The organism is Variovorax paradoxus (assembly GCA_016806145.1).
Classification (GTDB): domain Bacteria; phylum Pseudomonadota; class Gammaproteobacteria; order Burkholderiales; family Burkholderiaceae_C; genus Variovorax.
Map to the genome: position 1 here is coordinate 3,399,011 of CP063166.1, position 13,332 is coordinate 3,412,342.

Annotated in this window: 10 protein-coding genes; 2 read left to right on the plus strand and 8 right to left on the minus strand. The window is 70.5% G+C overall.

Annotated features, from left to right (window positions below):
• The first annotated feature begins 21 nt into the window (after positions 1 to 21).
• Positions 22 to 2,073: a S9 family peptidase gene (locus tag INQ48_16005; protein ID QRF54945.1), complete on the plus strand. Its 2,052-nt coding sequence runs from the start codon at positions 22 to 24 to the stop codon at positions 2,071 to 2,073.
• Positions 2,074 to 2,076: 3 nt separating this feature from the next.
• Here the strand turns inward: INQ48_16005 and INQ48_16010 are convergent, their stop codons facing one another.
• From INQ48_16010 to INQ48_16045, 8 genes are all read right to left on the minus strand, one after another.
• Positions 2,077 to 4,485 carry a TonB-dependent siderophore receptor gene (locus INQ48_16010; GenBank protein QRF54946.1) on the minus strand — a complete coding sequence of 803 codons (2,409 nt, stop codon included), beginning with the start codon at positions 4,483 to 4,485 and terminating at the stop codon, positions 2,077 to 2,079.
• 117 nt (positions 4,486 to 4,602) lie between these two features.
• Positions 4,603 to 5,649: a FecR domain-containing protein gene (locus INQ48_16015; GenBank protein ID QRF54947.1), complete on the minus strand. Its 1,047-nt coding sequence runs from the start codon at positions 5,647 to 5,649 to the stop codon at positions 4,603 to 4,605.
• A gap of 91 nt (positions 5,650 to 5,740) precedes the next feature.
• Positions 5,741 to 6,244 carry a sigma-70 family RNA polymerase sigma factor gene (locus tag INQ48_16020; GenBank protein ID QRF54948.1) on the minus strand — a complete coding sequence of 168 codons (504 nt, stop codon included), beginning with the start codon at positions 6,242 to 6,244 and terminating at the stop codon, positions 5,741 to 5,743.
• A gap of 141 nt (positions 6,245 to 6,385) precedes the next feature.
• Positions 6,386 to 7,213 (minus strand): amidohydrolase family protein, encoded by an 828-nt coding sequence (locus tag INQ48_16025; protein ID QRF54949.1) that lies wholly within the window; start codon positions 7,211 to 7,213, stop codon positions 6,386 to 6,388.
• 28 nt (positions 7,214 to 7,241) lie between these two features.
• Positions 7,242 to 8,243, minus strand: coding sequence for a hydroxyacid dehydrogenase (locus tag INQ48_16030; GenBank protein QRF54950.1), 1,002 nt, complete (start codon positions 8,241 to 8,243; stop codon positions 7,242 to 7,244).
• Between the two features lie 31 nt (positions 8,244 to 8,274).
• On the minus strand, positions 8,275 to 9,315 hold the full coding sequence (locus tag INQ48_16035) for a LacI family DNA-binding transcriptional regulator (GenBank protein ID QRF54951.1): 1,041 nt from the start codon (positions 9,313 to 9,315) through the stop codon (positions 8,275 to 8,277).
• A gap of 49 nt (positions 9,316 to 9,364) precedes the next feature.
• Positions 9,365 to 11,290 carry a TRAP transporter large permease subunit gene (locus INQ48_16040; GenBank protein ID QRF60754.1) on the minus strand — a complete coding sequence of 642 codons (1,926 nt, stop codon included), beginning with the start codon at positions 11,288 to 11,290 and terminating at the stop codon, positions 9,365 to 9,367.
• A 26-nt stretch (positions 11,291 to 11,316) separates the two neighbouring features.
• Positions 11,317 to 12,360, minus strand: coding sequence for a TRAP transporter substrate-binding protein (locus INQ48_16045; GenBank protein QRF54952.1), 1,044 nt, complete (start codon positions 12,358 to 12,360; stop codon positions 11,317 to 11,319).
• A gap of 437 nt (positions 12,361 to 12,797) precedes the next feature.
• On the opposite strand from INQ48_16045, the gene INQ48_16050 reads away from it, so the two are divergent.
• On the plus strand, positions 12,798 to 13,331 hold the full coding sequence (locus INQ48_16050) for a bifunctional (p)ppGpp synthetase/guanosine-3',5'-bis(diphosphate) 3'-pyrophosphohydrolase (GenBank protein QRF54953.1): 534 nt from the start codon (positions 12,798 to 12,800) through the stop codon (positions 13,329 to 13,331).
• The last annotated feature ends 1 nt before the right edge of the window (position 13,332 follow it).

Consider the following 13,332-nt stretch of genomic DNA (forward strand, 5'->3'; position numbering starts at 1 on the left):
GCTTCTCCAGGAACCGCAACCATGCCTCGCGACTTTCGCCCCACCGCCTTGCTCGCCCTGGCCTGCGCCGCCGGCGCCTTGCTGCTGTCCGGCTGCGCCACCGCGCCCACCCATCCGGTGCTGGCCCAGGCCAGCCAGGACCGCACGCTGCCGCCGCTGGTGCCGATGCGCCGCTTCGTCGCCAATGTCGACACGGTCGGCGGCCACGTGCTGTCGCCCGACGGCCGCCAGCTGCTGTGGGTGCAGACCGTGGGCACCGACGTGGGCCTCGCCGTGCGCGACAGCGACGATGCAGCCACGGTGCAGTCGGCCAGCACGCGCAGTTTTGCTACCGGCACGTTGGCGAACGCGTCCGCCTACACATGGCTGCCCGACAGCCGCCACATCGCCTACCTCAAGGATGCGAGCGGCGACGAGAACACGCAGATCTTCGTGCTCGACAGCCAGTCGCCCGAGGCCAGGCCTTGGGCCGTGACGCCCTGGCCCGGCGTGCGCTCGACCGGCGTCATCGGCGGCGCGCCCGGCAGCCCGAACTTCTACTTCGCGAGCAACCGCAACGACCGCACCAGCCTCGACCTGTTCGAGGCCGACCCGCGCACCCGCAGCGTGCGCGAAGTGGCGCGCGGCGAGCCCGGCAGCCGCGTGGTCGCCTGGTACATCGACACCCGGCGCGAGCTGGCCGCGCGCACGCGCCAGCTCGGCAGCGCCGACGGCTCCGACCTGCGGATGGAACTGCGCCAGGCCGACGGCAGCTGGCGCCCCTTCAAGACCATCGAGGCCTTCGATGCCTACGCGCCGCTGCGCATCGACCGCGAAGGCGGCCGGCTCTGGGCGCTCGGCAACATCGGGCGCGACAAGCTGGCGCTGGTCGAGGCCGACCTCGCCACCGGCGCCGAGAAGGTGCTGGCCGAGGACGCGCAGGTCGACCTCGGGGCCGTCTACTTCCCGCCGAACGAAGGCGCGCCGCAGGCCTGGACCTCCGAGCCCGACCGCCCGCGCATCCGCTACCTCGACGCCACGCTCGACGCGGAGGTGACCGCCGCCATGAAGCTCGCGCGCGAGCGCGGCTGGCTCGCCGCCGACCCCGTGATCGCGCGCCCGCAGAGCAGCACGCTCGGCCAGCGGCGCATGGTGCTGCGCGCCGTCACCGAGACCGGCGCGGTCGAACTGCTGCTCGACCGCGACAGCCAGGCGCTGGCGCGCCTCACCCCGGCGCCGCGCGAGAACGGCGACGACTTCTTCTCGCCGACCGAGCCCTTCGCGTTCAAGGCCTCCGACGGCCTGCAGGTCCACGGCTACCTCGCGCGCCCGCGCGGCGTGCGGGGCCCGGTGCCGCTGGTGGTCTACATCCACGGCGGGCCCTGGATCCGCGACAGCTGGCTGCCCGCGGGCTTCAACACCGTGCAGATGCTCACCAACCGCGGCTATGCGGTGCTGCAGGTCAACTACCGCGGCTCGGGCGGCTACGGCCGCGCCTTCATGCTGGCCGGCGCGGGCGAGACCAGCGGCCGATTGCAGCAGGACATCGCCGAGGCCGCGCAGTGGGCCATCGACCAGGGCGTGGCCGATCCGCGGCGCATGGCGGTGCTGGGCGCGAGCTTCGGCGGCTTCTCGGTGCTCGCGCAGCTGATCCGCAAGCCGCACGGCTACCGCTGCGGCATCGACATCGTCGGCGTGGCCAACTGGCCGCGCGTGATCGAGAACTGGCCGCCGTTCTGGCGCAACCGCCACTACTTCGCGCGCTTCTTCGGCGACGTGAACCAGCCCGAGGAACGCGCGCGCATGCTGCGCGATTCGCCGGTGTCGCGGCTCGACCGCATCGAGGCGCCGCTGCTGGTGATCCACGGCGCCAACGACGTGCGCGTGCTGCGCCAGGATTCCGACGACGTGGTGGCCGAGCTGCGCCGGCTCGGCCGGCCGGTGGACTTCCTGAGCTTTCCCGACGAGGGCCACAGCGTGCGCAAGTGGCGCAACCGGCTCGCGCTGTGGCGCAAGGTCGAGGACACGCTGGCCGGCTGCCTCGGCGGGCGCAGCAACGGCTTCGACTTCTACGAGCTGATGCCGCGCTCCTGAGCCCTACCAGCGGTAGGTGGCCGTGGCCACCGCGGTGCGCGGGTAGCCGTAGTAGCAGGCCACGTAGCCGCAGTTCGCGAAGTAGGTCTTGTTGGTGAGGTTGCGCAGGTTGAGCGCGAGGCTCCAGCGGTCGATGTCGTAGCCGACCATGGCGTCGAACACGGTCACCGCCGGCACCTTGGTCGGCGCGGTGGATTCGCCGTCGCCGTAGTTGGTGCCGGTGTAGCGCGCGCCCAGGCCCAGCTTCACGCCGTTGGCGAAGCGGTAGTCGGCCCAGACCGCGAAGCGGTGGCGCGGCACCGCAGTGGCCTGCTTGCCGATCTCGGCGCTGTTGGCGCTGGCCGTGACGATGGCGCGCGGCGTGTAGGCATACGAGGCCGTGAAGTTCAGCCGCGGCACCAGTTCGGCCGTGGCCTCGAGCTCGAGGCCGCGCACCGAGATCTCGCCGGTCTGCTTGGGCACGAAGTCGGCGTCGTAGCTGATGTAGTTGTTGCGCTTCAGATCGAAGACGGCGGCGCTGTAGAGCGCCTTGCCGCCGGGCGGCTGGTAGCGCACGCCGGCTTCGTATTGCTTGCCGCCCTCGGGCTTGAAGGGGTTGCCCGACACCGGGTCGATGGTGGCGGTGGGTGCGAACGACTCGGTGTAGCTCAGGTACGGCGCCCAGCCGCTCGGGTGCAGGTAGACCAGGCCGGCGCGGCTGGTGAACTTGTGGTCGCGCATGCGCTGGGTCGAGCCGTCGAGGCGGCTGAATACCGAGCTCTCGGCATCGTCGTAGCGCCCGCCCAGGGTCAGCGACCAGCGCTCGCCCCACTTGATCTGGTCCTGCAGGTAGAGGCCGGTCTGGTTCAGCCGCGTGATGCCGTCGAAGTACGGCGCCGGGATGTCGTAGGCACCGCCATGGACCGGCGCGTGGATGTTCAGCGGCGGCGCGCTGCCGCCGCTGAAGGTGACCTGGTCGATGCGGGTGCGCTGGTAGTCCAGTCCCACCAGCAGCTTGTGCGTCACGTCGCCGGTGCGGAAATCGGCCTGCAGCTGGTTGTCGAGCGCCACCGCGCCGATGTTCTCGCGGCTGCCGAACACGCTGCGCGAGAGCTGCGTGAAGTTGGCGATGTCGTTGGCGTCGTCGGGGTTCAGGCTCACGAAGCCCGAGGCCTGCACGCCGCGGTAGTCGAGCTTCTGCGCCGCGTAGCGCGCGTTCTGCCGCACGGTGAAGGTGCCGTCGATGCGATGCTCGAACTGGTAGCCGATCATCCGCTGGTCCTGGTTGAACTGGTCGAAGCCAGGCTCACCGGTGAACAGCTTCGACGGGATGTAGGTGCCGATCGCGGTGGGCTCGAGCGAACCGATGGTGGGCCGCGCGCGCGTGTAGACGCCACCGCGCGTGCGGGTGAACATCGACAGCAGGGTGAGGCTGGTGTCGGCCGAGGGCTTCCAGGTCAGCGAGGGCGCGATGTAGCCGTGGTCGTCGGCCTCCTTCGCGGCCGGCAGCTGCGCATCGCGCAGCACGCCGGTGATGCGGTAGAGCAGCTTGCCCTCGGCATCGAGCTGGCCCGCGAAGTCGCCCGCGATCTGGCGCCGCGCGTTGTCGCCGAACTGCACCTGCAGCTCGCGCACCGGCTCGGCCGTGGGCCGCTTGCTGACCACGTTGACCACCCCGCCCGGGCCGCTCATGCCGTAGAGCACCGACGACGGGCCGCGCAGCAGTTCGATGCGCTCGGAGCCGTAGTTCTCGGTGCGCCACACGCCCCAGGTGCCGTTGTTGCGCAGCGGCAGGCCGTCGAGGTAGAAGCCCGGCGAGTAGGCATCGAAGCCGCGCAGCGAGATCCAGTCGTAGCGCGAGTCGGCGCCGTAGGTGGTGGTCGACACGCCCGGCGTGTAGCCCAGCGCATCCTTGAGGTTGGTGGCGCCCATGGCCTCGATGCGGTCGGCCGTGATCACCGAGATCGACTGCGGCGTCTCGATGATCGGCGTGTCGGTCTTTGTCCCGGTGGCGCTGCGCCGGGCCACGTAGCCCTGCACGCGGCTGGTGGCGCTCTGCTCGCCCTCGGCCTGCACGGTGACCGCCGGCAGCGACGCATTGGAAGCGCCCGGCACCAGGGTGCGGATGACCACGGCGTTGCCCTCCACGCTGGCCGCCAGGCCGCTGCCGGCCAGCAACTGGTCGAGCGCCTGGCGCGGCGCGAGCCGGCCCGCGACCGCCGGCGCGGTCTTGCCCGCCACCAGGCCCTGCTGCACCACGAGCTGCACGCCGGTCTGCCGCGCCCAGTCGTTGAGCGCCTCGGCCAGCGGCTGGGCCGCGATGCGGATCGGCACCGGGTCGGCCGGCAGCGCCTGGGCCGATGCGGTCAGGTGGGCCAGCGCGAGCGCCAGGGCCAGGGCCAGCGGTGCCGGCTTCGATGTCAAGCGGTTCATCTACGTTTCCAGACTTTGAATACAAATGGTTCTCATCTGGGTTGACGCACGAAGCGCGGGAAATACCGTAGTCCCGCCGAAAATTTTTTCCGGTGCCCGGCGGCGCCGCTCTTTCTCTCAGTGCGCGGCGACCAGCTCGGCGACCGCGCCCGCCTCCTTCAGCCGCACCGGCAAGGCGCTCGGCAGCGCGCGGCGCAGGGTGCGCGGATCGCGCGGGTCGAAGGTGCCGGTCAGCCGCAGCGCTGCCACGGCCGGATCGTTCACCACCAGGCCGGTGGGGCCGTAGCGCTCGAGCTCGGACAGCGCGCGGCCCAGCGGCGTGTCGACGAAGCTCAGCCGGTGCTCGCGCCAGGGCGCGATGCCCTCGCCCGGCACCGCCGCCACCGGGCCGAGCAGGCCCCGGGCATCGCTCTCGAGCTGCTGGCCGGCGACCAGGAACACCGCCTCGCGCAGGCTCGCGGCCGAGGGCGCGGCCCAGGCACCGTCCCGCGTGCGCTCGCGCCGCGCCACCCGCACCCGGCCCTCGTCCACCGACACCCGCGTGCCGTCCGCGCCGTCGATCCCCGGCGTGTGGCGCACCGCGAAACGGGTGCCGACCACGCGCACCTCCAGCGGCCCGGCCAGCACCGAGAACGGCCGCTCGGCGTCGGACTGCACGGCGAACACCGCCTGTCCCTCGAGCAGCCGCACCTCGCGCCGGTCGCGGAACAGCTGCACCTCGATGCGGGTCGCGGTGTCGAGCCGCAGGCGCGTGCCGTCGGGCAGCGGCAGGTCGAGCTGCTGGCCGCGCCGCGTGGCGAAGGCCTGCACGAACACCGGCTGCGCCTGCAACTCGCGCCAGCCCAGGTAGCCGGCGCCGACGGCCATGCCGGTGGCGGCCAGCGCCAGCGCCGGCCTCATGAAGCCGCGTCGCGTGGGCGTGGCCGCGCGGCCCGCGAAGCCTTCGCGCCAGCCGGTCACGGTCGCCGCCGGGATCGCGTCGACGGCCCGCCAGCGCGATTCCCACGCGCGCCAGGCCTCGGCGCGGCGCGGATCGGCCACCAGCCAGCCCTGGAACGCGCGCTCCTCGCTGGCGCTCCAGCCCTCGCGCTGGCGGCGCACGAACCAGTCGAGCACCTCCTCTCGCAGGCGCGATGCGTCTTCCGGTGGTGGCGTCGAATTCATGTGGCGAGGGTGTCCCTGGAGATGGAGACGCACGAACGGGCGCCAACCCTGTAGGACGCGGTCTGTCTTCGGTTCATCGTGGCTGCTTGTTTCATTTCCCGTCGCGCTCCAGACAGTCCCAGCAGGCCGCCATCGCGATGCGCAGCTGCATCTCGACCGTGCGCGTCGAGATGCCCATGCGCTCGGCGACCTCGGCATACGAGAGCCCGTCGAACTTGTAGAGCACGAAGGCCTCGCGGCAGCGCGGCGGCAGGCCGTCGATCGCGGCGATCATCGCGGCCAGGCCCTGGCTCGAGGCCAGCGCCGCGTCGGGCTCGAGGCTCGCGGGGCCCATGCAGTCGTCGGGCTCGCCCAGGCCCTCCTCGGCCTCGGCCTCCGCCAGCCCGGCGCGCACGCTGTTGCGCCGGTGATGGTCGGTGACGAGGTTGCGCGCGACCCGGTAGAGCAGCGCGCGCGGATCGCGCACCACGCTGCCCGCGCGCTGCGCCTCGTAGACGCGTGCATAGCTCTCCTGCGCGAGGTCGGCCGCGGTGGCGCGGTCCGGCACCTTGCGGGACAGGAAGTTCAGCAGTTCGCGGTAGTAGCGTTCGAACACGGGCGCGCCGGCACCGGCAAGGGTGGGTCGAAGTCCAGGAGGCAGGTTGGCTTCGACGCGGCGTGGCTGACCTGAGGCGGTTCAAGAAGACGGGAGCGCCGATTATGGCGGGCTTCGGATCCGCCCTCCCCGGGGCCCGCGTCAGGCCTTGAACCCGTACAGCGCGGCCGGGTTGTCGACCAGGATGCGCCGGCGCGTGTCCTCGCTCGCGGCCCACGTGAACAGCAGGTCGTACAGCGGCGCGCTCTCGGGGCGCGGATCGCGTCCCGGGTGCGGCCAGTTGCTGGCCCACAGGCAGCGCTCGGGAAAGGTCTCGGCCAGCGTGCGCGCGAGCAGGCTCACGTCGTCGTAGCCGGGCGCGCCGCTCTTCGAGGTCTCGTAGGGTGCCGAGAGCTTGATCCACACCCGGCCCGCGTCGATCACGCGCAGCAGCGACTGGAACGAGGGATGGCTGGGTGCCACCGGTTCGAGGAACTTGCCGTTGTGGTCGAGCACCAGCCGGCACGGCAGCTTCCTGAGCACCTCCTCGTGCTCGGGCATGGTGCGACCGTCGAGCTGCAGGTTGATCATCCAGTCGGCATCGGCCATGCGCGCGGCCATGCCCGGCAGCGACTCCCAGCTGAGCACGCCGCCGATCATCATGTAGCGCACGCCGCGCATCCCGCCCGCATGCAGGCGCGCGATCTCGGCGTCGGGCGCATCGGGCGCCAAGAGCGCGATGCCGCGCGCCGCCTCGCCGAACTGCGCCAGCGCATCGAGGGTGCAGCGGTTGTCGAAGCCGTAGCCCGTGGGCTGTACCACCACTGCGCGCTCGATGCCCAGCGGCTGCTGCACCTGCTCGCGGTAGGCCGACACCGGCGAATGCGGCGGCACCCAGGCGACGTTCGGGATCAGCGGGAAGCGGTCTTCGTAGATGTGGACATGGCAGTCGCAGGCGCCGGCATAGCGCGCGTTCCGGGTCGGTTCCATGGGGGCTCTCGGTGGATGGGGAAAGGGATCAGGCCGGCACGCCGAAGGCCTGGCGCCAGCGATGGGCCTCGGCGGCATTCACCGCGCCCTTCGGCACCCGGCCCTGGAAAATCTCGGCCAGCTGCGACACGGTTTCCATCGCCTGGTGCTCGACCGCGGGCGGCGTGAGGCCGCCGATGTGCGGCGTGGCGATCGCGCGCGGATGGCGCGCCACCGCGGGCGACGGCATCTGATCGGGCGCGCGGCCCACGTCGAGCGCGCAGCCCGCGATCGTGCCGGCGTCGAGCGCGGCGACCAGCGCGTCCTCGTCGACCAGGTTGCCGCGCGCGGCATTGATGAAGAAGGCCCCCGGCCGCATCGCCGCGAAGGCGGTGGCGTTCATGAGGTTCTCGGTGTCTTCGGTGGCCGCCGCGAGACACACCACGAAGTCGGACTGGGCGAGCAGCTCGCCGAAGCCGGCCTGCGCGATGCCGGGCTGCGCCACCGCCGCGAAGGGATCGTGCACCACCACGCGCATGCCGAGCGCCTGCGCGACGGTGCAGAGGTAGCGCGCGATCTGGCCGTAGCCGATCACGCCGAGCGTGGCGCCGCGCAGCTCGCGGCCCATGGCAGGCGGCACCGGCAGGCCCGCGTGGTAGAGCGCGGTCGAGACGCTGATGCCGCGCGCGAGGTCGATCATCGCGCCCACGATCCATTCGGACACCGAGGCGATGAAGCCCGCGCTGGCCTGCGTCACCAGCACGCCGTGGCGGCTGGCGGCGGCGAGGTCGACGTTGCGGATGTCGATGGCGCAGCGCACGAAGGCCTGCAGCTTGGGCAGCGCGGCGAACAGCGCCTCGTCGCCCACGGTCTGGCGGTAGGAGACGATGGCGTCGCAGTCGCGCGCCAGTTCGGCGATCTCGTGCGACGAGAGATCGCGGTCCTCGGGGTTGAAGCGCACCTGCGCGAAGGCGCGCAGCGCGTTGCTGGCGTGCTCGCCGAAGTAGTGGGCGAGCTTGCTCTGGGGATGGCTGACGAAAACCGTGGTCATGGTTAAGGCAGGAAGAAAAAAGAAGGCGGCCTCAGCCGCGCGGCGGCGCCACCGAGTCGCGCGCCACCAGCGTGGGCGCGAACAGGAACTCGCCCGCGGGCAGCGCGCCGTCGGCCAGGCGGCTCATCACGCGCTCGACCATCACCTGCGCCATCTCGGGCACCGGCACGCGCACCGAGGTCATCGCGGGGTACATCAGGGTCGAGAGGAACACGTTGTCGATGCCGACCACCGACACATCGTCGGGCACCGCGAGCCCGGCATCGCGAAAGCCCGCCATCAGGCCGTAGGCCAGCAGATCGTTGACGCCGACCACGCCGGTGGGCCGCTCGGGCAGCTGCGCGAGCTGGCTGGCCTGGGTGCGGCCCAGCTCGCTCATCATCGAGTCGCCGTATTCGTCGACCGGCAGGCCCTCGACCACGCGCGCGCTGGCCTCGAGGCCGGCCGTGCGGGCGGCCGCGAGAAAGCCCTGGATCTTCTCGTTGCGGCTCATGGTGCGCCCCGAGGGCGTGACGAAGGCCAGCCGCCGGTGGCCCCGTTCGATCAGGTGCGCGGTGGCGATGCGCGAGGACTCGAAGCTGTCGACCGTGACGTGGTCGATCACCGAGGCCTCGCCGGGCGTGGCGCGCCGGTCGTAGCTCACCACCACCAGGCCGCGCTCGGCCGCGGCCTCGACGTGCTGCTCGTCGATCAGCGACGAGATGATGATCACGCCGCGCACGCCGTGCGCCATCAGGTCCTCGAAGAAGCGCGCCTCGCGTTCCTTCTCGCGGTAGGTGTTGCCGATCATGATGCGAAAGCCGTAGCGTTCCTGCGCCAGCGCCTCGACCTCGCGCGCGATGAAGCCGTACATCGGGTTGGCCATCGACGGCACCAGCAGGCCGATCAGCGGCGTGTGGCCGGTTTTGAGCTGCCGCGCCGAGGTGTTGGGCCGGTACTTGAGTTCGCGGATGGCGTCCTGCACCCGCTCGAGGGTGGCGGCCGCCATGCGGTCCACGCGGCCGTTCAACACGTTCGACACGGTGCTGGTCGAAACGCCCGCCCGCTGGGCGACATCGCTGATTCTGCTCACGGTTTTCGGGGTCCTTTCGGGTTCATCGCGGTCCTGCGGTCGTGCGTCGTCACAGCCCCATGCGCGTCGGCAGCCAGACCGAGAAGGCCGGCACCAGCACCAGCAGCACCAGGGTGACGAACAACACCGCGAGGTATTTCATCATCGGCCGCGCCACGTCCTTCACCTGCGTGCCGGTGATGGCGCAGGTGGCGAACAGGCCCAGGCCCACCGGCGGCGCGAACAGGCCGAAGCCCATGGCGATGACCATCACGGTGCCGAAGTGCAGCGGATTGACGCCCAGCTGCGCCGCGATCGGTGTCAGCAACGGCCCGAAGATGATGAGCGCGGGCGCGCCCTCGAGGATGGCGCCGAACACGATCATGATCAGCACCGAGAGCATCACGAACATGGTGCTGCCCCATGCGTGCGCGAACTCGATCATGAACGACGACAGGTACTGCGGGATCTGCTGGATTGTCAGCGCAAACGAAAGGCTGGACGCGGCCGCCACGATGAACAGGATGCTGCCGGCCATCGAGGCCGAGCGCACGAACAGGCGCGCCACCGACGACCAGGTGAGCTCGCGGAAGGCCAGCCAGCCCACCACCAGCGCGTAGACCACGGCGAAGGACGAGACCTCGGTCGAGGTCGCGACGCCCGAGGTCACGCCCTTGCCGATCATCGCCACCATCACCAGCGCGACCAGCGCGCCGCCGAGCAGGCGCAACATGGGCGTGCGCACGTCGAAGGCCTGGTCGGGGTCGATGCGCGCGCCGACGTAGATGGTGACCGCGGCCAGCGAGAGCGCGAGCACCACGGCGGGCACGAGGCCGGCCATGAACAGCCCGGCGATCGAGATGTTGGCGACGAAGCCCATGATGATCATGTTGATGCACGGCGGGATGGTCTCGGCCATCACGGCGGTGCAGGCCAGCAGGCCGGCGGTCTCGTTCGGATCCTGCTTGGTCTTGCGCACGGCTGGCATGATGATGCCGCCGACCGCGGCGATGTCGGCCAGCTTGGAGCCCGAGACACCCGAGAAGAAGGCGGTGGCCGTGATGGTGATGAGGCCGAGGCCGCCGCGCAGGCGGCCGAACATGCGCAGCAGCAGCTCGATCAGCCGCGAGGACATGCCGTTGGATTCCATCAGCAGGCCGGCCAGCACGAAGAAGGGAATGGCGAGCAGCACGTAGTGGTCGGTGCCGGCCATGACCTGCTGCGAATAGACCAGCATCGGCAGCGAGGGATCGGCCATGAAGAACACCAGCGACGAGAGCGCGAGCACGAAGGCGATCGGCACGCCGAGCATGAGGCCGCCGAGGAAGCCGGCGGTCAGCAGCATCCAGGGCGCGATGGCGTGGCCGGGCACGAAGGTGTTCCAGCCCACGACGGCGGCGGTGAGCGCGATGCCGACGGCCAGGGTGCTCCACACGCGCCGGGCCGGTCCGTTGACGGCGTTGGCGAGGCCGAACAAGGTCATGAACAGGCTGCCGATGACCACCGGGTAGACGTAGATCCACTGCGGCAGGCCGATCGGCGTGGTCATGTTGTAGGCGTCGAGCAGCAGCTCCCACGACGAGGCGAGCAGGCTGGCCGAGACGCCGACCACGATCCAGTTGCCGAACTGGATCAGCGCGGGCTGCCAGCGCGCGGGCAGCAGGCCGCGGAACAGGTCGACGCCCACGTGCTGGCTGCGCGCGAGCACGGTGGCGGCGCCGAAGAAGACCTGGATCACCATCAGCGCGCGCGCGACCTCCTCGGCCCAGTCGAAGGGGTCGTGCAGGAAATAGCGGAACACGACCGAGACGAAGACGATGAGAACATCGATCGCGAGCACGACGCCGGCCACGTTCTCCATGGCGCGCGTGAGCCAGGCGAGGCCGCGGCCCGCGCGGTGGGCGGTGCTGAAGCCCAGGGCGCGCGGATCGTGGCCGTGGCCCGCGGCCGGCAGCGGCGACAGGGGCGGCAGGACGGCGGGCGTGACCGGAGCCATCGGAGGCAGGACGCTGGACATGCCGGTCAGGCGCGGGCGGCGTTGATGGCGGCGAACAGCGGCCCGGTCTCGGGATACTGCTTGGCGAAGGCCGACCAGAGCCTGGCCTCCATCTCCTTGCGCACCTGGTCGCGCTCGTTCTTCGCCATGGGCGTGAAGCTCAGGCCCAGCTTCTTGAGTTCCTCGATGGCGCCCTGCCCTTTCTCGGCGCCGATCTGGCGCTGCTGCGCGGTCGATTCGGCCGCGGCCTTGAGGAAGGCCGGGCGTAGGTCGGTCGGAATGCGGTCCATGGCGCGACGCCCGGCGATGCAGACCATGGGGCTGAACAGGTGCTCGGTCATCCAGCAGTGCTTGACGACCTCGTTGAGCTTGCTCGCAAGCACGGTGGCGGCATCGTGCTCGAAGCCGTCGACGACGCCGGTCTGCGCGGCCATGTAGAGCTCGCCGAAGGAGATGGGCGTGGGGATGGCGCCCATGATCTTGAAGGTCTCGATGAAGGCGGGCGTGGGCAGCACCCGCAGCTTGACGTTCTTCACCTCGGCCAGCGACTTCACGGGCTGCTTGGTGTAGACGTTGCGCGCGCCGTAGTGCTGGCCCCAGGTGATGACCTGGCAGCCGGTGCTCTTGACGAGCATGTCGTTGAGCTTGGCGCCGACGCCGCCGTCAAGGGCCTTGGCGACGTGCTCGTAGCTGTCGAACAGGTAGCCGAGGTCGAGCATGCCGAACTGCGGCGTGACGGTGGCCCAGATCGAGGAGCCGGTGAGCATCATGTCGATGGAGCCGACCTTGACCTGCTGGACGACGTCGCTTTCCTTGCCGAGCTGGTTGTTGGGGAAGTAGTCGATGCGGATGCGCTCGCCGACGGCCTTCTTGAGGTTGACCTGCATGAGCTGGTTCCACGCGAAGTGCGAGGAGTTGAGGTCGGCGACGTGCGAGGACGACAGGCGCAGCGCGACGGTCTTCTTGTCCTGCGCGGCGACGAAGGGCGTGAATCCCGTGCCGGCGGCCGCCATCGCGAGCGGCAGGGCCGACGATGACTGGACGAAGCGGCGGCGTGAAATCGAGGTCATGGCTTGTCTCCTGTGGGGTCGAACGCCCGTTTGGTGGAACGATTTACTGTATCGATACACCAATGGCGTTGCAATGTTGATTCGGTAGGTGTTTTCCTTCGTAAACGGCGGGTTTTGGGGGCGCTGGGGGCGCGTGCACAGGACAGCGGGTACTTCCCTCCGCGAATGTCCCCCGGCCTTCGGCCTCCTCCTTGATTTCGCTGCGGGAAGCACCCGCTGCCCTGTGCACGTGGGCGCTGCGGTGATGCCGGCCGATCAACTGCTGCGCGTCTGGCGCGCGTCGGCGGGGTACTCCCCGCAGCGAAATAAAGGAGGAGCCGAAGGCGGGGGACATTCGCGGAGGGGAGTACCCCGTCGGCGCGCGCTCGCCCCCGGCCTACGACAACACGGCCCCCTCACCATTGCCACGGAACACACGACCCGCTAGGGTTGTCCGCATGACCCCAGAGACCTCCCCCGACGCCGCGAGAAGCTACGCCATCCAGATGCACGGCGACCAGAAGTACGGCGTGCACCCCTACGTCCACCACCTCGATGCAGTGGTCGCGCTGCTGCGGCCATATGGGGAACAGGCGCAGGTCGTGGGCTACCTGCACGACGTGGTGGAAGACACCGACGCCACCGTGGCCGACATCGCCGAACGCTTCGGCACGCTGGTGGCGGGTTGCGTGGCACTGCTGAGCGACGCGCCCGGTGCCAACCGCAAGGAGCGCAAGGCCCGGACCTATGCCGCCATGTCGCATGTGAAGGGCGAACAGGAACTCGCGCTGACCGTGAAGGCCGCCGACCGACTGGCCAACGTGCGCGCCTGCGTGGCCGATGGCCATCGCGACCTGTGGGAGACCTACCGCGGCGAGCACGCCACCTTCAAGGCCGCCGCCTACAGGGCCGGCCAGTGCGATCCGCTCTGGGCCGAGCTCGATACCCTGCTCAGCGACGCCGCGGCGCCTGAGCGCAGGCCGACGGCTTGAG